Genomic DNA, 22,284 nt, shown 5'->3' with positions numbered 1-22,284 from the left:
AAAAAGGCTTGGCTTACACAATGCCCAGTTGCTTTTCGAGATAGGACTTTGCTTTTTCCAGCCAAATGGTGAGTGCAGCCAGCAAGTCACTTTGACTGAATGAGCAACTTTCCCCGCCAAACATGGCGGTGCTTTCCAGGCGCTCTAGAATGCTTTCAAGGGCACCTTCGAATACCGCAGGTAAATCGCGTAACAGGTCTTTTTCTTGCCGGAACGCGAAAATTAGTGCGCTGGTGTTTTCAAATTCATTATTTTCGAGTGAATCTGATAGCTTTTTTATCCGCAATAGCGGATCTGCTGGTATGTTACTCATGAGTATTATTTAATCAAACTATTATTTCGGCAGTGTACTCCAGCACAAGGAGCGCGGCCTGAAAACTGAGGAGAATTTGACATGGACAGCAAACTTTCACTGGATAAAACAGCCACTGTGGCTTTGAATTACGATGCCGTATTGGCCGACCTCGAAGCAATTGAGCCGTTGATTTCAATTTTCCCCAAACTGGAAAGTTTGAACAAGCTTGGCCCAAATACTTTTGAGTGGAAACTCAAGCCCATCGGCGCCATGGGTGTGTCACATGCGGTTCACTATGCAGCCACTTATGAAGTGGACAAGGCCAACGGACGCTTGAGCTTCAAGGCCAAAGAAGGCGTGGGCAATGCAAGTCTTTCAGGCTTGTTTCAGTTCAAGCCCAATGGCAAGCAAGTCGACATTGAAATTGAGATCAACGGGCAGCTGCGGGACATCAAGGTACCCATGTTGTTGAAAGCTGCCACACCTGGTTTTATTAAAACCATGTTTGACGGACTGGTCGATCGATTCATTGAAAAACTGGGGGAGAAGTATGGCAAGTAACAAACCAGCCAATTACGACACCGGCAAAGCAATGCGCACCAAGGTATTGGGTGCCGATTATGTAGCCAAGGCGGTGTCAAATCCCGATGATTTTGCGGCACCGCTTCAAGACATTGTCACCGCCCATGCCTGGGGCACTGTGTGGCCCCGTGAAGGGCTCGAGCCCAAAATTCGCAGCATTGCGACTGTGTCGATGTTGATTGCGCTGAATCGTCCCAATGAATTGAAGCTGCACATGCGCGGTGCAATCAACAACGGCCTAACTCCCAATGAGCTACGTGAGTTGATCATTCATGCCAGCGTGTATTGCGGGTTTCCGGCTGCCATGGACAGCATGCGCCAGGCCAAGGCTTTGCTGGAAGAACTGGAAGCTGAAAAAACATCTGGCAAATAAGTTGATTGACTTACTTTGTGCATAAAAAAACCGGCGTTCGGATCGATCCTGACGCCGGTTTTTCTTTTGGATGTGGTTGAATTATTTTTCGACGAATGCGCGCTCGAACACATAATCGCCGGGTTCACCCACGCCGGGTGACACCACAAACCCCTTGGCATCCAGAATACCGCGAATGTCTGCCAGCATGCTTGGGCTGCCGCAGATCATGGCACGGTCAGTTTCAGGATTCAGGGGCGGCAGACCAACATCCTTACACAATTCGCCATTTTCCATCAGCGTTGTAATACGCCCTACGTTCTTGAACTCTTCACGGGTTACGGTGGGGTAGTAGATCAGCTTCTCTCGCACCATGTCGCCAAAAAATTCGTTGTTGGGCAACTCTTCGGTAATGAATTCGCTGTAAGCCAACTCGTTCACGTAGCGCACACCGTGAACCAAAATCACTTTTTCAAAGCGCTCATAAACGTCTGGGTCTTTGATCAGGCTCATGAAAGGGGCCAGTCCCGTGCCGGTACCGAACATGAACAGGTTTTTGCCGGGTTTCAAGTCATCAAGAATTAGTGTGCCTGTGGGCTTTTTACCCACCAGTACGGAGTCGCCCACCTTCAAATGCTGCAAGCGGGATGTCAGTTTGCCATCGGGCACCTTGATGCTGAAAAACTCAAGATGCTCCTCGTAATTTGCGCTGGCGATGCTGTATGCGCGTAGCAGCGGCTTGCCTTCAACTTCCAGGCCAATCATCACGAAGTGGCCGTTGTGAAAACGCAGCCCTGGGCTTCGCGTGGTTTTGAAGCTAAAGAGCGTGTCGTTCCAGTGATGGACTTCAGTGACTTGTTCTTGAATCAGGTTTGACATGGTTGCGGCTTTAATTCTCGTAAGTTTTTCAAACGGCCCAATAATAACGCACTGCATCAAAAAACGCTGTAAGTCATTCTATTTTTTAGTTATTTGCTTATTTGGAGTTGCCACTCTAACCCGTTGGAAAGAATACGGCTTCAATGGGGGTTATAAAGTGGAGTCGAAGGTACACCACAACAACATCCAATAAGGGCACAAAACCCATGACAGAGACAAACGAAAAACAGCGGCAGATGAGCCAGATGGTTGTACATTCAGGCGACGTGGAGCTGGCAGTAAGCAGCCACGGCGAACCCCACAATCCCACCATTATTCTGGTGCACGGCTACCCTGACTCTAGCACCGTGTGGGATCCGGTTGTCGATATTCTGAAGCATCATTTTCATGTGGTCACCTACGACGTGCGCGGCTGTGGCAAGTCAACCGAGCCCGGCTGGATGTGGGACTATTCTCTGGGCAAACTTTCCGAAGACTTGCAGGCTGTCATGCGGGCTGTGTGTCCCACCCAACCGGTTCATTTGGTTGCACATGATTGGGGCTCCATTCAAACTTGGGAAAGCGTGACTGACCATCGTCTTAAATCACGCATTGCCAGCTACACCAGCATTTCAGGCCCATGTCTTGACCACATTGGCATGTGGATGCGCAACAGCTTTGCTGCCAACAATCGCAAAGCCTTGGGCAACGTGATGGGACAGTTGATGCATTCCTGGTACGTGTATGCCTTTCAATTGCCTTTTTTGGCACCGGCCGCCTGGAAAATGGGCTTGGACAAAGCGTGGCCGGGCATTGTGAAAAAAATGGAGGGCGTAGAACACGATGCCAACCCAACACAGCGCAAAGATGGCGTGAACGGCATTAACTTGTACCGTGCCAACATGCTCCCTCGCATCAGTAACCCGCGCTTGCGTCAAACCGAGGTGCCTGTGCAATTGCTGGTGCCTACCAAAGACAAATTTGTGACTACGGCGCTGGTTGAGTCCTGTTACCCCTATGCCCACAATGTGTGGCGCCGCGACATTGATGCCCAACATTGGGTTGTGCAAAGCCATTCCGAGTGGGTTGCCAATTGCGTGTCGGAATTTGTGGAGTTTGCGGAAACTGGTCGAGAGAACCCGGGCCTCGCCAAAGCCAGGGTGCAGATATAAATGAAGTGTGAGATTAATAAAAAAACCCGGCGTTGCCGGGTTTTTTGTTTCTGCTGAAGCTGTGCTTAAATAATGCCCAGTTTGATCATCACCATCAGCTGGCCTTCGCCCACCAAGCCGCCCAGAATGGCGCCAGTCATAATCAAAATCCATTCTTCCTGCTTGAACACCGGGCGTAGCAGCCCCTCGAACTCCAGCGGTGTCATGGCTTGCATTTTCTTGCCCACCACGTTCTCGATATCGAGCGATGTCTGTACATAAGTTTCGGCATGCATGATCACATCGGCCAGGCGGGCCATCAACATTTCAGATGTATCTTGCTTCATGCGCTGGAATGATTCTGCGCCCACAGCCATCACCACGAAAGGCTTCACAATGCTGGCTTTGCTGTCCACCATTTCGCGTACGCGCTCATCCACCATTTTTTGAACACGTTCAGAAAGCGGGCCTGCCACCATTTCACCGATAATGGTTTGGGGCGTCAGAATATCCCGAGCGATAATTTTTGCGTAATCAGCAGCCACTTTTTGCTGGCGTTTGAGAAACAGGCCCTGAATGGTGTAAGAGCCGAATGGAATGGGCTTCTTGGGTTCGAACAAAATATTCAGTGCGATCCAGTCTGAAATAAAGCCAACCAGGAAACCGAATACAGGCAAAATCCATGGCTCTTTCAGCAGCACCCACAGAACCATTTGCACCACACCGATCATGAAACCGAAGTAAAGGCCTGACACGCCAAAGAACTTGAATTCCTCACGGCCCACTTCTTGAAAAATCCGGTTCAGCAGGTGCTTGTCCTTCATCAGGATACGAATCACCAAGGCCTTCAAATCCAGAATTTCATCGATGTTGCCTTTGATGTCTTCCATCACGCTTGCGATGACACCCGGCACATCTTTCTTCACTCGATCAATCAGCTTCTTCTGTGCAAAGTTGGGCAAACTTTCCCAAAGCCTGGGCTGATGTTTAGACATCACTTCGCGAATGATGGTCTCGATCACCTCCATCGCAGGGCCTTCCAGTTCTTTGCCCAGGCGTTCTGAATCCAGTTTGGAAACCACCTCATTGACCGACACAAGCTTGGTCGTAATGGTATCAACTGCAATAGAAGCCATGCGAAGGGCATTGCGCGGCACAATACCTTGCCAGCCGAAGAAGGGAGGAATGCCCACAAACTTCATGGGATAGAACATCATTTTGACCGCGGCAATCTTGGTGACATAACCAAGGATGGCGGCAACTACAGGGATTGAGAGGTAAAAGAGGTAGTTCTGCTGAACATCAGCGTAAATAGTTGCCCAATCCATGAAAGGCGTCCCCTTAGAATCTTATTTTTTGTTGGTAAAGTATAAAGATATATAGTCGTCGATCTATTTTTTGGACGGCTTTCTCTAATCTGTCTTGTCTCGTTCGCCAGTATAACGATCTATGGCTGCCCGCTAGGGGGTGGAAATTAGATCAATTATTTTAATAATTACTTCAGGATGATCGTTTTGGATTTCTCCTTCCTACATTTGGGGCTTCCTGTCTGGGCTGTTATCTTGGCCATGGCAGCAGCGGGACTTTTTCTGGCCTGGTTTTTCCAGGCCGCAGCACTTTGGCTGATGTTCAATCCAAAAGAATTCAAGGGTTGGCGTATTCCTTTGTTCAGAAAACTCGGTTTACACCAGTTGGGCCTTGAGGGCTTGGGCTGGCAGGGTTTGGTGCCACACCAAAAATCGGTTATGGCTGAAATAGCGGTGCGCTTGATGACTCACAAACTACTGCCCCTGGATGAAATGATCAAGCGCATTCCAGCACAGGGTTTGTCGGATCGCCTGACCCCGCCCATGCAAGAAACCGCAGACCTTGCATGCCGCGAGGTGATGCTGAAGCACAAGCCCACCTTGTGGGAGAGTTTGCCGAGCTTTTTACAGAACTCGATTATTTTCAGAATTCGCGGCATCGTGCCCGAAGTGGCCAAGCAGATCATTCTGGATTTGCAAAAGAAGCCGGCTTACTACCTGAGCCTGAAAACGCTCGTGCTAGATGTAGTGACCAGCAAACCATTTTTGGTCGTTGACCTTTTCAAGAGCGCAGGCAAAGACCCCATGGCTTACCTCATCCGTTTTTCCCTGTTTGCAGGGTTTGTGGTGGGTGTATTGCTGGCAGGAATTTCACTGTTTGGCATTCAATGGTATTGGCTGATCGTGGTGGGCATGGTGCTCGGGGCGTTGGCCAATGAATTGGCGCTGGAAAGCCTGTTTTTCCATCCAGATCACGGCACGATTCGTTTGGGAAAGTTCACGGGTTTCTTTTTCCGCGATCAAAAACACATTTCCGAATTGTTTGCGCAAACTGCTGCACGTGAGGTGTTGACTACCGAGAATATTGTGCTGGCACTTTGCCGTGGGCCCAATGCAAAGAATTTGTCATCATTGATTGATTACCATGTGCAGCGAGTCATGGACCTGGAGTCCAGTGGAATCAAGCCTTTGCTGGTGACCATTTTGGGCGCAGAGCAGTGGGTGGCCATCAAGCGCGATGCTGCAAAAATTTTCGCCAGCAAACTGGAAGCACATTTGATGGCAGCGCGTGTGTACCTCAACGATGCCTTGAGAATTGAGGAAGTGATTGTGGAACGGTTGTCTGGCCTGCCCGCCATGGAGTTTGAGAAAGCCCTGCGCCCGGTATTTTCCCGATATGAATGGATGATGCCCTTGATCGGAGCTGTATGGGGTGCCGTTTTGGCTGGGGTTTTACTGATTCTGATTTAAATAAAACAGGTTTTGAATCCGCATTTGGGTTGTCAGAGTATTACTTACAAATTCGACAACACAAACACTTATAGATTTTGGAGGCGACATGTCCACACAGGTAATTGGTTCAGTCAATGAGTTGGAAGGCCCGGTCAGCATTATGCGTGACGGCGAAACCCGATCATTGGCAGCGGGCGATTCCATCATGGCTGGCGATGTGATCACGGCCAGCGATTCCGGGCGTGCATCCATAATTTTGTCCAACAGTTACGGCGAGCCGATTGGCAATTTGCTGGTTGCTCCAACCGGAAGCGTTATTGCGGACACCACATTGAAAAATGGTCAGACCGCGTTGGTTTTCGAAGCCTTGTCGGACGACGGCGTGACCATCGCAAACCTCGACCCCGATTTTGCCGAAATGGTTGAATTGCAGGGTGTTGAACAAGCTGGTGCGGAAGGTGGCATGTTTGGTTTGTTTGGCGGTGGCTTGCTGGCAGGTGGTTCACTTGGGGGCACAGCCGCAGCAGTGGGCGCGGGTGCGGTTGGTTTGGGTTTGCTTGCCTCTTCCAGTGATGATGAGGGTTCGGGCCCGACCAATTCCACGGGTGGTGGTACTGTGGACGACAACGACGATGATGGCGATGGTGGTGGTGACGACGGCGGTGGCGACACCGGCGGTACGACAGGGACGCCTCTGGATGCTGTGCTGGATCCAGTTTTGGACGCTTTGGCAGGAACTCCTCTTGTGGCTGTAACTGAACCTTTGGCTGATGCACTGGGCATGTTAGGTGATGCCGCAGGCGGTGGTGGCGGTGAAACAGACGGCCCCACGGGCACACCTCTGGATGCGGTACTTGGCCCATTGGCTGATGCCGCAGGCGGTGGTGGCGGTGAAACAGACGGCCCCACAGGCACACCTTTGGATGCAGTACTCGGCCCGTTGGCTGATGCCGCAGGCGGTGGTGGTGGTGGTGAAACAGATGGCCCCACGGGCACACCGTTGGATGCAGTACTCGGCCCATTGGCTGATGCCGCAGGTGGTGGCGGCGGTGATTCAACTGGCGGAACAACAGGTACACCGCTGGATGCAGCGCTTGATCCTTTGTTGGGTATGGCAGCTGATTCGCCTTTGGCACCGATCACCAGCATGCTGGACCCGGCCATTATTACCGATGCAATCGGCGGTGGTTTGCCGGTTTAATCAAAACGCTTTGCAGTGAATTCGCCTTTCTAGCGGGAGGCAAAACGTGACAAAATCGGGCAAGTTTAACTTGCCCGTTTTTGTTTATGGATTTGATCAACGCCAAAGGTGTTCCCACTTGGGGGCGAATGTCTGACTTGCCCAGCCATGTCAATTGGCAGCAGTATGATGCCCGCAATGCCATGGGCGCAAAACGCATGGCCTGGCAACGGCGATTCCTTTTCAAGCACTTTGATTTTTATGGTGTGCTGGGCCAGGGTTTTACATTCGGCTGCGGCATGGTTCGCCTTGGCCTGCTGAATTCAACATTTGCTTACCTTCACACCGCACAGGGTTTGCATCGAATTCAATTTGATTTGCCTTTGGATGTGGGCTTTGAAAGCGACTACAAGCCAATTGGTCAAAGCACCTGGAATCATCCATTCAAAAAAAACCATCAAGTGCTGGCGATGCGCACGGAAACATCACGTTCGCTGAACTTCAGGTTTGGTGATTCATTTCACGGCCAGGTATCCATTGATTGTCGCGAATCTGAAACCCTCGCTCTGAATACGCCTGTCGCCAACACAGGTTTCGCCTATGCACAGAAAAGCAGTGGCGGGGCGGTTACCGGCCATGTGCATTTGAACGGTGTTGATTACCTGATCAATCCAGAGAAAGACGGTTGTTACCACGATTGGACAGCCGGTTTTTTGCGGCGCGAAACCTTCTGGAATTGGGCATGTGCCAGTGGCCGTAGCGCGCCCGGGCAGCCTCTGCTTTCACTGAACGTGGCACGTGGGGTGAATGAAACCAGTGCCCATGAAAATGTGCTTTGGGTAAACGGTCAATTGAACAATCTGCCCCTGGTTCTTTTTGAGTATGAGCGTGACAATGTTCATGCACCTTGGCGAGTGTATTCGCAGTGCGGCGCTGTCGATTTGCAGTTCACGCCCAAGGGCAGCATTGACGATCACAGAAACCTGTGGGTGTTGGCCAGTCGGTTTAACCAGTGTTTTGGCGAGTTCAGGGGCACCGTTACTCTGAAAGAAACAGGTGCCACTTACTTATTGGATGGTTTGATGGGGTGGTGCGAGGACCATTACGCCAAATGGTAGTGCTTACACTTCAACCATTTCGAAGTCGCTTTTAGCCACGCCACAGTCCGGGCAAAGCCAGTCTGCTGGTACATCGGCCCACAGTGTACCGGCTGGTATGCCCTCCGAAGGCATGCCAGCGGCTTCGTCATAAATCAAGCCACACACAATACATACATAAGTTTTCATTTCAAACTCTCCAGCAACATTTGAATTTTTGTGCCGCAATGCTATCAAGTTGTGCGTAAAAAAAGTTGGTGTGGCGCTCAAGTCATAGATAGTAACGATTGTTTCCTGGAATTTAATAGCTTTAGGGTAAACGACAATCATTAGAACGCAGGGCTTTCCATTGGGTGTAAGCCTGCTGTGGGAAAAACACGCTAGACTCACGCCTATACAAACAAAGACCATACCAGACAAGATTCGAGGAGAGTGTGTATGTCAGTGAGTACCGACACCGTACGCGATGCATTGCGTAGTGTCATTGACCCCAATTTGAACAAAGACTTCATCAGCGCCAAACTGATCAAGAACATTCAAGTAGATGGCGGCGATGTCAGTTTTGATTTGGAGTTAAGCTATCCCGGCAAAAGCCAGCTGGATGGTTTACGCAAAGCGGCCATTGCCGCTGTGCGTTCGCAGGTTCCAGGCGTTGAAAACGTCAGTGTTAACGCAACCATCAAAATTCAAACCCACGCCGTGCAGCGAGGTTTAAAGCCGATGCCCAACGTCAAGAACATCATCGCAGTTGCCTCTGGCAAAGGTGGTGTGGGCAAAAGCACCACCGCTGTGAACCTGGCCCTGGCACTGGTCGCAGAGGGTGCACGTGTGGGCATGCTGGATGCCGATATTTATGGCCCTTCGCAGCCCACCATGCTGGGCATCACCGGGCGACCACAATCGGACGACGGTCAAATTATCGATCCCATGGAAGGTCATGGCGTACAGGCCATGTCGATCGGTTTTCTGATCGATGAAGACACACCCATGGTGTGGCGCGGTCCAATGGTAACCAGTGCACTTGAACAGTTGTTGAAGCAAACCAACTGGAAAGACCTGGATTACCTGATTGTGGACATGCCACCTGGCACCGGCGATATTCAGCTGACACTGTCACAGAAAGTACCAGTGACTGGCGCGGTCATCGTGACCACCCCGCAAGACATCGCTTTGCTCGATGCACGCAAAGGCCTGAAAATGTTCGAGAAAGTGGGTGTACCCATTCTTGGCCTGGTTGAAAACATGGCCATTCATGTGTGCACAAACTGTGGTCACAAAGAACATATTTTTGGTGACGGTGGCGGCCAGAAAATGGCCAAGGATTACAACATTCATTACCTGGGTGGCCTGCCGCTCGACATGCGGATTCGCATGCAGGCGGATTCTGGCAAACCCACAGTGGTGGCCGATCCTGACGGCGATTTGGCGAGAACATACAAGGAAATTGCGCGCAAAGTGGCCATCCGCATTGCTGAACAGTCCAAAGACATGTCCTTGAAGTTTCCTTCAATTGTGGTGCAAAACACTTAAAACCTCTTTCCCAAGGCGCCTCGGGGGCTCATGTGCCTAAAGACGAACTGACCTTTCACAAAGTGGCCAGCCCCGCGCCAAAGGCGGGGTTGGCCGGTGTGTGGTCGGCTCCGCAAGTGGTTCTGGATTCTGGCGGAAATCTCGCTGTGTGGGCCGAACAGGGTTTGGCCCAACCCCTTGCCAATCGCGCACGTCAATTTCCCTGGCTGGTACTTCATGGTGGCCCAGGTGGAAGTCTGGGTGCCTCCCATGTGGCACCAATCCGATATGCAGGTTTGCCCTGGTTCGGGTTTGATCAGCGCAACAGCGGTTTGAGCGAAGATCTCGATCTCAGTGTGATCGACTTGCAGCGTTTCGTCGATGATGCGCTCGAGGTTGCCGATCGGCTGAATATTCCGAAATTTCACATTCTGGGCGGGTCTTGGGGCGGTACTCTGGCTTTGGCGATTGCTGCATACCGGCCAGAGCAGGTCGCCAGCGTAGTACTGCGCGCCCCGTTTTTGCCCATGCGTCCGCGTGTGGATGCTTTTTTTGAGTTGCTGGAGCGACTTGCCCCTGATTATTTTGCAGAACACTTCGGACCCGGAGCCCGAACCGATTTTGTTTGCGAATGCTTTGAGGTCGCCACGCCCGAGCACCTTTTGGAATTATCGGTGGCCTGGAACAAATTGGAGACCGCTTTGCTGACAGGCAAAGCAGGGGGCTTTGACAGCAAAAGGCCCTTTTTAAGCGATGTTCAAGAGCTTGCATTGGTGCGCAAATACCGCTTGCAAGCGCATTTCCTGCGGCATGACTGCTTTTTGTCTCCGCAAGATCTTCTCTCTCTGTTCTCGAAAATTAGCCAGTCACCATGGCCAATGTCGATTATTCAAGGCATGAATGACCGAGTGTGCCCCCCGGGGGGTTCAAAACTGCTGTCGGAAATTGTTGTGCGTTCTAGCTTGATCGAGTTGCCCGGCACAGGGCATCTTCCTGATTCTGCTGAAATGATCAAGGCCATTTCGCAGGAAGTATCCCGTCATCATCTGTTGGTCTGACGCAAACACGCGCGGAACCTTCCCTGTCTCTAGCCTACTCAATACGTATCCAGTTAATAGAGTCACTTCACTTCATGAATAAAAATAACATGCCTCGCTCGCCTTTGGGTTCGCAATCTCAAACATTCAAGGCCCAAGGGTCGCAAGGGCCCAAATCGGAGCGACCCGCCGCGGCCCGCATGGAATCAGGTTTTTCCATGGAGGAGGCAAATTTACTTCACGAGGCGATTTCTTTGGCCGGAATGCGCTGGTTTGATGGGCTGGGCGTGATCATGGCCAAAAAAGAGCAGTTCGAGCTGTCGTTTCGCGCTGGCGAGTCGCAAAACGCAAGATGGGTAGTGATGGCTTTTCCCCTGTACAACATGAACGAGCCAAGCTCTGCTGAAATATGTCTGCATTTTTTGGCGGAAGCGCATGCCATGGTTCATGTACTTGATTTTCAGTATCAGGTGGGCATCAACATGGAAACGGAAAACCTGGAGTTCCTCATGCAGTTGCCCCTGCAAGGGGTCACGGGTGCACAAATGGCGAATTTGATACAGGTGTTTTTTGACGCCTTGGCCAATTCGGTCATGCAGGAATTAACCGAGATTCTCGATGGGATGAATCAGTGATGTCTTGTCTCATGTAACATTTCGCCTATTGAACTTCATTAAAGCAAAGTGAGCATGAGCATTAAATCGGACAAGTGGATTCGCAGAATGGCTGAAAGCACGGGGATGATCGAACCCTTTGAGCCGGGCCAGGTTCGTTATGCAGGCGACAAAAGAATCGTGTCGTATGGCACGTCCAGCTATGGTTACGATATCCGTTGTGCCGACGAGTTCAAAATTTTCACGAACATCAACAGCACCATTGTTGATCCGAAAAATTTTGACGAGAAAAGTTTCGTAGATTTCAAAGGCGATGTGTGCATTATTCCGCCGAACTCGTTTGCCCTGGCTCGCACAGTTGAATATTTCCGGATTCCCCGCAATGTGCTCACGATTTGCCTGGGAAAAAGTACGTACGCGCGTTGTGGCATTATTGTCAACGTCACGCCTTTTGAGCCTGAATGGGAAGGTTATGTGACGCTCGAGTTCTCAAACACCACGCCATTGCCTGCCAAAATTTATGCGGGCGAGGGTTGTGCCCAGGTGCTTTTCTTTGAAAGCGATGAAGTGTGTGAAACGTCTTATCGCGACCGTGGTGGCAAGTATCAAGGCCAGGTGGGCGTTACTTTGCCAAAAACCTGATTTCGCAAGGGCCGTTGAATGTTCCCTTTCCAGTCATGGATCAACTGAACATTCAACTTGGCCAACATCAAAGCCAGCAAGGCAACGCCACAAGCTATTGCACCTACCGTGGAAATTCCGACAAGAAATGGCGACATGGGTACCGAGATCGCCGCAGCGGCGCCCACCGAAACTGTCATTCCCAGCCGACAGCCCAATACGCTGCCAAGCTTTTTCCCCAACAAGTGATTGCCGATTGCAACGCCAATATGCTTGTCATAAGAAACAAGCAATTTGTTGATGCCCTGAAAAGTGCCGTAGGCAATGTGCATCAGTGACCGAGTTACCAGGCCGTACTGGTGAATATTCTGCCAAATGTAGTTGCAATTGGCTTGCCGTTTCGACACCAAATGCTCTGGCACCGAGCTTCGGTGCCTCGACATGTACTTCACCCAACTTTGAATCGCACAGTTTCTCCGATTTTCAGGCTTGCCAGTCTTGTCCAGTATTTTGGTGAGCATCTGTTCTTTGCATGCAAGCAGCTTCCTCGCTACGATCAAGTAAGCGCTCGAATCAAAACTTGATCTTGTTGCCGCCTGGGCTATTTCTGCCCCGGTTCTGCGTGTGGCCAGGCCTGTTTTGATCAAACCCAGGGCTGCAATACTCAAGATTGAAGAAACGCCATACAGTGCAGCACCCGCCACTTTGTGCACAGCCATGCCACCCAAATTCAGCTGACCAGAAATTACACGACCAACTGCAGACGCTATCACCAAGGCCATGTCGGATTTTTCCCCGGATGAAATCAGGTTTCTCGTCAAACGTTCGGCCAGCCCCGAGATGTCGGCCAAACCTTCAGCCATTTCCTCCGTGTGTTTGGCAAGGTGTATTAATGCACGAACCCCCCGACTTCTGTATTGCTCCGGTAGCACCAAAGCCCTGTCAAACGCATGGGTGTGACCAGTTCGGCTCAGTACTTTTGCCCTTACTTTGGCAACACGTTCAAAGCCCATGTCGTAGTTGTTCATGTAGTTGTCCAATCGCTTGGTCAAGCTGCGAGCCGGGCGAAAAGGCGTCGTGGGCGGGGTAAATTGACCGGGCGAGGCTGATATGGAGTTGATCTGCATGCGTGGCAGGTAAGGAGGACAGTCAGCAGGAAAGTCGCCTATTGAACCCGTGCCAGATGACATTTCTGTGAAGTCACTACATAGAGGGATAAATGCGCGACAATAGGGCTTGGAACAGGGGGCTGCGTAGTGGATAATGCAGCCTTGTTTTGTGTTGAACCCCGATCACAGGAAGATCAATGAAATTTCGTTTTCCCATTGTCATTATTGACGAAGATTTCCGCTCCGAGAACGCATCTGGTCTCGGCATTCGCGCCCTGGCAGACGCCATCGAGAAAGAGGGCGTCGAGGTATTGGGAGTCACGAGTTATCACGATCTTTCCCAGTTTGCGCAGCAGCAAAGCCGCGCCAGTGCCTTTATTTTGTCCATCGACGACGAAGAATTCGGCTTGGGCAGCAAGAAGGAAATCGAAGACGCGCTTCAAAACTTGAACAACTTTGTGCAGGAAATTCGCTTTAAAAACGCGGATATTCCAATTTACCTGTACGGTGAAACCCGCACTTCGCGTCACATTCCCAATGCGATCTTGAAAGAATTGCATGGGTTTATTCACATGTTCGAGGACACACCAGAATTCGTAGCGCGCCACATCATTCGTGAGGCCAAAAGTTACCTGGACTCCCTGGCTCCTCCCTTTTTCCGCGCTTTGGTGCATTACGCGCAAGACGGCTCTTATTCCTGGCACTGCCCAGGGCACTCTGGTGGTGTAGCTTTTCTAAAAAGCCCGGTTGGGCAAATGTTCCACCAGTTTTTTGGTGAAAACATGCTGCGTGCCGACGTGTGTAACGCTGTAGATGAACTAGGTCAGCTGCTGGACCACACCGGTCCGGTTGCAGCTTCGGAACGCAACGCGGCGCGTATTTTCAATGCAGACCACTGTTTCTTTGTGACCAACGGAACATCGACTTCCAACAAAATGGTGTGGCATGCCAACGTGGCACCCGGCGATATCGTGGTGGTAGACCGCAACTGTCACAAATCGATTTTGCATTCGATCACCATGACCGGTGCCATTCCCGTGTTCTTGACACCCACGCGCAATCATTTGGGCATTATTGGTCCAATTCCGCTTGAAGAATTCAAGCCCGAGAGCATTGCCAAGAAAATTGCAAACCATCCGTTTGCCAGCAAAGCCAAGAACAAGAAGCCCCGCATTTTGACGATCACGCAAAGCACCTACGATGGTGTTTTGTACAACGTGGAAATGATCAAAGAGGTGTTGGGCTCTGAAATTGACACCTTGCACTTTGATGAAGCCTGGTTGCCGCACGCCAGCTTCCACCCCATGTACAAGGACATGCATGCGATTGGTCGCGACCGCCCGCGCACCAAAGACTCTCTGGTGTTTGCCACGCAATCTACCCATAAAATGCTGGCAGGTTTGTCTCAGGCTTCACAAATTCTGGTGCAGGAAAGTGAAAACCGCAAACTCGATCGCCATATTTTCAACGAAGCCTATTTGATGCACACATCCACCAGCCCGCAATACGCAATTATTGCAAGCTGTGACGTGGCTGCCGCCATGATGGAGCCTCCAGGCGGTACCGCCTTGGTTGAGGAAAGCATCATGGAGGCGCTTGATTTCCGCCGCGCCATGCGCAAAGTTTCCGAGGAGTTTGGCGACGACTGGTGGTTCAAGGTTTGGGGCCCTGACGTGTTGAGCGAAGAGGGCATGAGCCCGCGCGACGACTGGTTGATCCACACCACCGACACCTGGCACGGTTTTGGCAAAATGGCCAATGGTTTTAACATGCTTGACCCAATCAAGGCGACCATTGTTAACCCAGGCCTGGATGTGAATGGTCAGTTCTCTGATGCCGGCATTCCTGCGTCGATCGTGACCAAGTATCTGGCTGAACACGGTGTTATTGTTGAAAAAACTGGTTTGTATTCGTTCTTCATCATGTTCACCATCGGCATTACCAAGGGCCGCTGGAATACTCTGGTGACTGCGCTTCAGCAGTTCAAGGATGATTACGACAAAAACCAGCCGTTGTGGCGGGTAATCCCCGAGTTTTGCCAGGCACATCCGCGCTACGAGCGTGTGGGCTTGCGCGACTTGTGCAATACGATTCACGACATGTATCGCAAGAAAGACGTGGCGCGTTTGACCACTGAAATGTACCTGAGCGACATGCAACCCGCGATGGTGCCTGCTGATGCCTATGCCAAAGTGGCGCACCGTGAAATTGAACGCGTGGCGATTGACGAACTGGAAGGTCGCATTACGTCAGCTTTGCTGACGCCTTATCCGCCGGGAATTCCATTGTTGATCCCCGGTGAAATTTTCAACGCGACGATTGTGGATTATTTGCGCTTTGCACGCGATTTCAACAAGCAGTTTCCCGGCTTCGAGACCGACATTCACGGTTTGGTCGAAATTGAAGACGAACAAGGCCATGTGAGTTACTTTGTGGATTGCGTGAAGGTATAAAGGGTTTCAGGGACGCGTTGCCGGCAGCGCGTCCTTCACTGAATTTTGTTTAAGCCCGGTTCGTTGTATCAAGTGCTTGCATCAAATCAGCAATTAAATCCGCCGGCTCCTCCAGCCCAATGGCCAAACGAAGTATTGGCCCGCAGCGGCCGTGCTCGTCTGCAAGGTGGCGTCTTCGGCTGTCAGGAATGTTCACCACCAATCCCAAGCTTTCAGGCCCACCCCATGAATACGCAATCTTGAACAGCTTCAGGTTATCGATGATTGCGCAGGCCTGTTCATCCGAGTACTGCGCTTTCAACACGATCGAAAAAATACTGGCAAAGCCATTGAAGTCGCGTTTGTAAAACGCATGGCCTGGGCACTCCGGAAACTCCGGGTGAAGCACCCGCGCAACTGCGGGGTGTTGCTTCAAAGCAGTGGCCACCAGCAAGCCGTTGTCAGCTTGCTGCTTGTAGCGCAAGGGCAGCGTGAGCAGGCCGCGTAACACGAGGTCGCAATCAGCGGGTGACACACCCAAGCCCAATATCCGGTTTTTTCGTTCCAAATCTGCAAATGCCTTGGTGTTGTTGCTTAACACCGCACCCATCAATACATCGGCATGGCCACACTGGTATTTGGTCAGCGCCTGCACACTGAAGTCAAAACCATGCTCGAAAGGTTTGTAGGCAATTCCCGCCGCCCAGGTGTTGTCGATGCCAGTGCGTGCACCATGGGCTTTCGCAAGGGCTACAATGGCTTGTAAATCGGGCACTTCAAAAGTGAGTGAGCCTGGTGCTTCAGTCCACACCAGTGTGGTGTTGGTGCGCAAGCCTTCCGCCACACTGCTTGCGTTGCAGGGGTCGTATTCTGAAAACTCCACGCCATAGTCCATATGCAGGCTTCTCGCCAAGGCTTGCACGGGGCCATACACATTTTCCGGAATCAACCAATGGTCGCCACTTTTCAGGCAGGCTTGGGCCACCAGTGCAATGCCGGTCAGCCCGGAAGGGCACACCAGCGCGTGGGTGGCACCCTCTATTTCAGCCAGTTTTTTCGCCAGCGTGTACTGCGTGGGGTTGCCGTGCAAGCCATAACTGTAGTCAAGCCCAAGTGGGTTTACTGTTGCGCGTTGGGCTGCCGTGTTGTCAAAAAACGTGCTGGATCCTCGGTACACGGGTACAGGCAGCGCGGAGAAGCCCGCGCTACTGACCGGCTTCGAGTGGATGATTTCAGTGCTTGGGCCGCGCACGGCAGGCTTGTGTTTGAAAGTACTCATAGGGCGCGCTTTGTGTGCCCGGTCACAGCGTTTTAATCATGACTTGCGACTTCCGGTTCCAGTCGTAAAGGCGTTTGCGTTCGATTGGCAGTTTGTCCACATCTCCCACCACAAAGCCGCGCTTCAGAAAAAAATGCGATGTTTGTGTGGTCAGCACAAACAGCTGTTTTAGGCCTTGTTTGCGTGCGTCGTGTTCAATTTTTTTCAGCAAACGTTCGCCATCTCCTGTGCCTTGCCATGAAGGGTGCACCACCAGGCAAGCCAACTCAGCCACACCCTCTGCATGGTAGGGGTACATGGCTGCACAGCCCCACAAAATACCATCGTGCTCCAGAACGGTGAAATGGTCGATGTCACGTTCAATGCGGTCGCGCCCGCGGCGCACCAGAATTCCCGCCATTTCAAGCGGTTCGATCAGGGTTTTGATACCACCTGAATCATCCAGTGTCGCTTGGCGCAAACTTTCCAGGTTTTCCTCGGAAACCATGGTGCCCACACCATCGTGCGAGAATAGTTCCAGCATGACACCGCCATCCAGGTTCAGCGGCACAATGTGTGCACGTCCCACGCCGCCTTGCACCGCCAGAATGCAGCACTCCAGATAGTCTTTGGTCAGCTCGGGCAGGTCCTCCTGAAGCATGATTTCACGTGCACGGTCCAGCTCAAGTTCTTCAAGCAGCTTGCCGCTTTTGTCGAAGATGCCTTCAATCTGGCTGACAAAAATCAGCTTGTCCGCCTTGATTGCGCGCGCAGTGCTGGTTGCAACATCTTCCATGCTCAGGTTGAATGCTTCGCCCGTGGGCGAGAAGCCGATCGTGGACAGCAGCACAATCGCACTGCTGTTCAGGCTCATTTGAATGGCGGTGACATCTATTTTTCGAACCAGGCCGGTGTGCTGCAAATCCACGCCATCCAGAATACCCATGGGGCGAGCCGTGATGAAGTTGCCTGAAATAACGCGCATGGATGAATGCGCCATCGGCGTGTTGGGCAAGCCTTGGGAAAATGCTGCTTCAATGTCCAGGCGCAGTTCACCTGCGGCTTCCTTGGCGCACTCCAGTGCGCCTTTGTCGGTGATTCGCCAGCCCTTGTGAAAAGCGGGTTGAATGTTGCGCAAGGCCAATTGTTCTTCAACCTGTGGGCGAGAACCACACACCAGCACAATTCGCATGCCCATTGCATGCAACAGCGACAAATCCTGGGCCAATGAATTCAGATAGCCTTGATAGGCCAACTCTCCATCGACCGCCACCACGAAGGTTTTACCCCGAAAGGCATGAATGTAAGGCGCAACAGTTCGCAGCCATTGAACAAAGGTTTGGCTGTTCATGGAAAGGTCGTCGTTGCTGGGAGCGTTACTCATTGGCTTGGGGGCTGTCCTGAAAAAAGGGAATACACTGTGGGCAGCCGTGGCCGCTCGTTCGATTGATTATAATTTCCGATTGAGCGTAGTCCAGCCTTCACTTTGTTTTTCCCCGATTTGATCGGAATTTGAACCCAATATTGGTTATTTGTGTTGTCAAAAGAACAAACCCTTCAGCCCCCACCCGAAATTCGATACCCCGAAGAGCTGCCGGTTTCACAAAGGCGAGCCGAAATCAAGCATTTGATTGCAGCGAACCAGGTTGTAATCGTGTGCGGTGAAACAGGTTCGGGTAAAACCACGCAGTTGCCAAAAATGTGTCTGGAACTTGGGCGGGGCTTGAACGGGCAAAGTATTGTGCACACGCAGCCTCGTCGATTGGCGGCCACCGCCACTGCCAAGCGGATCGCGCAAGAGTTGAATTCCGAGATTGGCCAATGGGTGGGTTTCAAAATTCGGTTTCAAGACCAATCCAATGCCAGCACCGCGGTGAAGTTGGTAACCGACGGCATTTTACTGGCTGAAAGCCAAACCGACCCGCTGTTCAAGAAATACGACACCATCATTATTGACGAAGCGCACGAGCGCAGCTTGAACATCGACTTCTTGCTGGGTTATTTGAAAGATGTGCTCACCAAGCGGCCTGATTTGAAATTGATTGTGACCTCAGCCACCATCGATGCAGAGCGGTTCTCCAAGCATTTTGAAAATGCCCAAGGCAAGCCCGCTCCGGTGATCGAAGTGTCTGGTCGTTTGTACCCGGTGGAAGTGCGCTACAAAGACCCCAATGATTTTGACACCAGCAGGCGCAAGAATGCACCTGTGAACCTGGCTGATGAGGTGGATGAAGATGCCTTTCAGGCAGCCACACTCGATGCGGTAGAAGAACTTTGCCGCGAAGGGCAGGGCGACATTTTGATGTTCTTGCCAGGAGAGCGGGAAATTCGCGACATGGCAAATTTTCTCAGCAAAAACCTGAGGCAATCGCTGGAGATCTTGCCTCTGTTTGCCAGGTTGACAGCACAGGAACAGGAGCGCATTTTCAAACCCAGCGGGCGCAGGCGCATTGTGTTGTCCACCAACGTGGCTGAAACGTCGCTGACAGTACCTGGTATTCGTTATGTGATCGATTCAGGCGTGGCCCGCGTGAAGCGCTACAGCTACCGCAACAAGGTTGAAATGTTGCAGGTAGAACGAATTTCCAAGGCATCGGCCAACCAGCGGGCAGGGCGTTGCGGCCGGGTTGCCAATGGGGTCTGTATTCGCTTGTACGCCGAGGCCGACTTCGCAGGCCGTACCGATTACACAGACCCGGAAATTCTTCGATCCTCGCTGGCGTCCGTTATTTTGCGCATGAAAAGCCTGCACCTGACCGAGGTGGAAGACTTTCCCTTTCTGCAACGCCCCATGGGGCGCGCGATTGCGGACGGTTATCAATTGCTCAGTGAACTGAATGCACTGGACGATGCTGGGCACTTGACCAAAACAGGCCGGGCACTGGCCAAACTGCCGCTTGACCCCCGAATTGCCAGAATGCTGTTTGAAGCCAGTCAGCGCGGATGCCTAAACGAGTTGCTGGTGTTGGCCGCTGCCTTGTCGATTCAAGATCCACGCGACCGCCCGATTGACGCTCAAGAGGCTGCAGACAATGCCCAGCAGCAATTCGACGATGCAGAATCTGATTTCATGTCTTTTCTGAAGCTATGGAATTATTTTATTGATTTAAAACAACAAAATCTGACAAATCGTGACATGAAAAATGCGCTCCAGCGCAAGTTTCTGTCCGCGAACCGCCTGCGTGAGTGGAGTGAAGTTCATCAACAGCTTACCGCCATGGTGAAAGACCAAAAGTGGACTTTGAACGCCACACCCGCTACCTACGATCAAATTCATCTTGCACTGATGGCGGGTTTGCTGGGCAACATCGGTTTGAAGCACGAGACAGATCCGGTTTATCTCGGCGCGCGCAGCATCAAGTTTTCAGTTCATCCAGGTTCAAACCTGTTCAAAAAAGGTGGCAAATGGATCATGGCTGCCGAACTGGTTGAAACCACCCGCCTGTATGCCCGCAGTGTGGCCAAAATTCAACCCGAATGGATTGAGAAGGTGGGCGCGCATTTGGTGAAGCGTAACCACAACAATCCGCATTGGGAGAAGGGCTCTGGTCAGGCCGTAGCCCTGGAAACAGGCACTATTTATGGCTTACCCATTTACTCCCAGCGCCGTGTTAGCCTGGCAAGGTTTAATCAAGCCGATGCGCGCAGGTTGATGATTCACGAAGGCCTGGTGCCCGGACAGGTAAAAACCACCGTGCCCTTTTATGTACACAACCGCAAGCTGGTTGAAGACCTGGAAAAGCTGGAGCACAAAGCCCGCCGCCAGGATATTTTGGTGGATGAGGCGCTGATTGCGCAGTTTTATGACGACAAACTTCCGGCCGGTGTGTACAACCAGCAAACCCTGGAAAATTGGGCGAAACAAGCCAGCAAGGAAGACCTTGCAGCGCTGTACCTGAACAAGGAAGACCTGCTGAGCAAGAAAGCGGGCGACATTACCACCGAGTTTTATCCGAAAAAGCTGGAAATGGGCGGCTTGGCGTTTGACCTGACTTATCACTTTGAGCCCGGAAGCCCCCGCGATGGTGTCACACTGACCATTCCCCTGATGCTGTTGAATCAGGTAAACCCGGGCCGTACTGAATGGTTGGTACCCGGCATGTTGAAAGAAAAGGCCTTGCTGCTGTTGAAAAGTTTGCCGCAGAAGCTTCGCCGTCACTGTGTACCCGTGCCGCAATTTGCCGAAAAGTTTGCTCAAGCGCATTTCGATTCAAACTTGTATGAAAAGCCGCTTCTGGAACGCCTTCGCGATTTCGTGGCCAGTGAAACACCCGCACGGCCATTGCTCAGCGATTTCCGGATTGAAACCCTGCCGCCGCACCACTTCATGAATTTCAAGTTGATCGACGAACACGGGCGTCAACTGGACATGCAGCGCAGTTTGTCAGCCCTGAAGGCGGAATGGGGCCGCAAGGCGCAGGAAAGTTTCAAAAGCTCCGATGTAGTGGAGCAGGTGCGTGCTCAGGTAGGAGGGCAGGCGGGCATTGCTTCACCGGCCTCTGAAACACGCAAACTTTCGCCCAATCCAGCAAAGTCTTCCTCCGGCAGCAACAGTGCGTTCAGCGATCAGCCAATCACCGACTGGAGCTTTGGCAGCTTGCCCGACATGCTGGAGATCAAGCGTGCAGGTCAAACCTTCTTTGGTTATCCTGCTTTAAAAGACATGGGTGAGCATTGCATTATTGAGGTATTCGATGAAGAGGAGATTGCCCGCAAAGTACATCTGGATGGCGTGCTTCGCCTGTTCAATATTGCCCTGAAGGAGCCTTTGAAGTACCTGACCAAAAACCTGATTGATTTTCAGAAGGTAGCCATGCTGTACATGCCGCTGGGCTCATCCGAAGAACTGCAGCAGCAGTGGATCAAGCTGACTTTGATGCGAAGCGCGCTTGCAGCAGGATTGCCCACCACGCAAGACGAGTTCAACACCAAAGCGCAGGAGGCACGCAGCCGAATGAATCTGATCGCCCAGGAAATCGGGAAAGTTCTTTTGATTATTCTGAATGAATACAGTGCACTTAACAAAAAACTCCAGGCATTGTCGAAATCATTCCCTGAATGCGTTGCTGACATTCAAAACCAGTTGAACTGGTTGCTGCCCAAGGGTTTTTTGCTGAAAAAGCCGTGGGAGCAATTGGCCCATTACCCGCGTTATTTGAAAGCGGCGCAAATACGCCTTGAGCGAGTGCGCAATGCGGTTGATCGAGACAAACAGTTGATGAAAGATGTCATGGATCTTCAATTACACTGGGTCCGTGCGAGTTCACAATTGAAAGGTCAGGAAGATGAAAGCCTGAGCCAGTTTGCCTGGCAACTCCAGGAGCTGCGAGTTTCGCTGTTTGCCCAGGAACTTCGTACGCCAATGCCAGTTTCCGTCAAGCGTTTGCAAAAGGCATGGGAAACCATGGCAAGGCGACAACAATAAAGGGA

General features: G+C 51.7%; 19 protein-coding genes. 12 read left to right on the top strand and 7 right to left on the bottom strand.

Annotated elements, in window-relative coordinates; all coding sequences use genetic code 11:
• Positions 1 to 13 precede the first annotated feature (13 nt).
• On the bottom strand, positions 14 to 313 hold the full coding sequence (locus tag HKT17_RS08280; protein ID WP_008250842.1) for a hypothetical protein: 300 nt from the start codon (positions 311 to 313) through the stop codon (positions 14 to 16).
• A gap of 81 nt (positions 314 to 394) precedes the next feature.
• Here HKT17_RS08280 and HKT17_RS08275 point away from each other — a divergent pair, with 81 nt between their 5' ends.
• Both HKT17_RS08275 and HKT17_RS08270 read left to right on the top strand, forming a co-directional pair.
• Entirely contained in the window at positions 395 to 856 is a 462-nt protein-coding gene (locus tag HKT17_RS08275; protein WP_171099225.1) for an SRPBCC family protein, read from the top strand.
• Positions 846 to 1,250 (top strand): carboxymuconolactone decarboxylase family protein, encoded by a 405-nt coding sequence (locus HKT17_RS08270; protein WP_171099223.1) that lies wholly within the window; start codon positions 846 to 848, stop codon positions 1,248 to 1,250. Before HKT17_RS08275 ends, HKT17_RS08270 begins: the two co-directional genes overlap by 11 nt.
• 81 nt (positions 1,251 to 1,331) lie before the next feature.
• Here HKT17_RS08270 and HKT17_RS08265 read toward each other — a convergent pair whose 3' ends face one another.
• Positions 1,332 to 2,108, bottom strand: a complete 777-nt coding sequence (locus tag HKT17_RS08265) for a ferredoxin--NADP reductase (RefSeq protein WP_008250838.1) — start codon at positions 2,106 to 2,108, stop codon at positions 1,332 to 1,334.
• A gap of 206 nt (positions 2,109 to 2,314) precedes the next feature.
• On the opposite strand from HKT17_RS08265, the gene HKT17_RS08260 reads away from it, so the two are divergent.
• Positions 2,315 to 3,259, top strand: coding sequence for an alpha/beta fold hydrolase (locus tag HKT17_RS08260; RefSeq protein ID WP_171099221.1), 945 nt, complete (start codon positions 2,315 to 2,317; stop codon positions 3,257 to 3,259).
• 65 nt (positions 3,260 to 3,324) lie between these two features.
• Here HKT17_RS08260 and HKT17_RS08255 read toward each other — a convergent pair whose 3' ends face one another.
• The gene (locus HKT17_RS08255) at positions 3,325 to 4,566 is read right to left on the bottom strand and encodes a DUF445 domain-containing protein (RefSeq protein ID WP_008250836.1); all 1,242 of its coding nucleotides are present in this window, start codon (positions 4,564 to 4,566) and stop codon (positions 3,325 to 3,327) included.
• A gap of 240 nt (positions 4,567 to 4,806) precedes the next feature.
• Here HKT17_RS08255 and HKT17_RS08250 point away from each other — a divergent pair, with 240 nt between their 5' ends.
• The 3 genes from HKT17_RS08250 to HKT17_RS08240 all read left to right on the top strand — a co-directional run bounded on the left by HKT17_RS08250 (position 4,807) and on the right by HKT17_RS08240 (position 8,295).
• The gene (locus tag HKT17_RS08250; protein WP_205882388.1) at positions 4,807 to 6,015 is read left to right on the top strand and encodes a DUF445 domain-containing protein; all 1,209 of its coding nucleotides are present in this window, start codon (positions 4,807 to 4,809) and stop codon (positions 6,013 to 6,015) included.
• 88 nt (positions 6,016 to 6,103) lie between these two features.
• Positions 6,104 to 7,198 (top strand): FecR family protein, encoded by a 1,095-nt coding sequence (locus HKT17_RS08245; RefSeq protein WP_171099220.1) that lies wholly within the window; start codon positions 6,104 to 6,106, stop codon positions 7,196 to 7,198.
• Positions 7,199 to 7,284: 86 nt separating this feature from the next.
• Complete coding sequence (locus HKT17_RS08240) at positions 7,285 to 8,295, top strand: DUF2804 domain-containing protein (RefSeq protein WP_171099217.1); 1,011 nt, start codon at positions 7,285 to 7,287, stop codon at positions 8,293 to 8,295.
• A gap of 3 nt (positions 8,296 to 8,298) precedes the next feature.
• Here HKT17_RS08240 and HKT17_RS08235 read toward each other — a convergent pair whose 3' ends face one another.
• Positions 8,299 to 8,463 (bottom strand): rubredoxin, encoded by a 165-nt coding sequence (locus HKT17_RS08235; RefSeq protein WP_040513190.1) that lies wholly within the window; start codon positions 8,461 to 8,463, stop codon positions 8,299 to 8,301.
• 249 nt (positions 8,464 to 8,712) lie between these two features.
• Between HKT17_RS08235 and apbC the strand changes: the two genes are divergently transcribed.
• The 4 genes from apbC (at position 8,713) to dcd (ending at position 12,076) form a co-directional block, all read left to right on the top strand.
• A complete protein-coding gene (apbC, locus tag HKT17_RS08230) occupies positions 8,713 to 9,804 on the top strand; it encodes an iron-sulfur cluster carrier protein ApbC (RefSeq protein ID WP_171099215.1) in 1,092 nt (363 codons plus the stop codon).
• A gap of 32 nt (positions 9,805 to 9,836) precedes the next feature.
• Positions 9,837 to 10,841, top strand: a complete 1,005-nt coding sequence (locus tag HKT17_RS08225) for an alpha/beta hydrolase (RefSeq protein WP_171099213.1) — start codon at positions 9,837 to 9,839, stop codon at positions 10,839 to 10,841.
• Positions 10,842 to 10,915: 74 nt separating this feature from the next.
• Entirely contained in the window at positions 10,916 to 11,455 is a 540-nt protein-coding gene (locus tag HKT17_RS08220; RefSeq protein ID WP_146106699.1) for a hypothetical protein, read from the top strand.
• Between the two features lie 54 nt (positions 11,456 to 11,509).
• On the top strand, positions 11,510 to 12,076 hold the full coding sequence (gene dcd / locus HKT17_RS08215; protein ID WP_105029183.1) for a dCTP deaminase: 567 nt from the start codon (positions 11,510 to 11,512) through the stop codon (positions 12,074 to 12,076).
• Here the strand turns inward: dcd and HKT17_RS08210 are convergent.
• A complete protein-coding gene (locus HKT17_RS08210) occupies positions 12,040 to 13,107 on the bottom strand; it encodes a hypothetical protein (RefSeq protein ID WP_205882387.1) in 1,068 nt (355 codons plus the stop codon). The genes dcd and HKT17_RS08210 overlap by 37 nt on opposite strands.
• Positions 13,108 to 13,361: 254 nt before the next feature.
• Here HKT17_RS08210 and HKT17_RS08205 point away from each other — a divergent pair, with 254 nt between their 5' ends.
• The gene (locus HKT17_RS08205) at positions 13,362 to 15,617 is read left to right on the top strand and encodes an arginine/lysine/ornithine decarboxylase (protein ID WP_171099210.1); all 2,256 of its coding nucleotides are present in this window, start codon (positions 13,362 to 13,364) and stop codon (positions 15,615 to 15,617) included.
• A gap of 49 nt (positions 15,618 to 15,666) precedes the next feature.
• Here the strand turns inward: HKT17_RS08205 and HKT17_RS08200 are convergent, their stop codons facing one another.
• Together HKT17_RS08200 and argA are read right to left on the bottom strand one after the other, a co-directional pair.
• Positions 15,667 to 16,875: a PLP-dependent transferase gene (locus HKT17_RS08200; RefSeq protein WP_171099207.1), complete on the bottom strand. Its 1,209-nt coding sequence runs from the start codon at positions 16,873 to 16,875 to the stop codon at positions 15,667 to 15,669.
• A 22-nt stretch (positions 16,876 to 16,897) separates the two neighbouring features.
• Positions 16,898 to 18,238, bottom strand: a complete 1,341-nt coding sequence (argA, locus tag HKT17_RS08195; protein ID WP_171099205.1) for an amino-acid N-acetyltransferase — start codon at positions 18,236 to 18,238, stop codon at positions 16,898 to 16,900.
• Between the two features lie 150 nt (positions 18,239 to 18,388).
• Between argA and hrpA the strand changes: the two genes are divergently transcribed.
• Positions 18,389 to 22,279: an ATP-dependent RNA helicase HrpA gene (gene hrpA, locus HKT17_RS08190; RefSeq protein ID WP_171099203.1), complete on the top strand. Its 3,891-nt coding sequence runs from the start codon at positions 18,389 to 18,391 to the stop codon at positions 22,277 to 22,279.
• Positions 22,280 to 22,284 lie beyond the last annotated feature (5 nt).

The sequence above is a fragment of the Limnobacter sp. SAORIC-580 genome (genome assembly GCF_013004065.1).
In the GTDB taxonomy this organism is placed as follows: Bacteria; Pseudomonadota; Gammaproteobacteria; order Burkholderiales; family Burkholderiaceae_B; genus Limnobacter; species Limnobacter profundi.
This window is presented reverse-complemented; position numbering and strand designations above follow the sequence as displayed.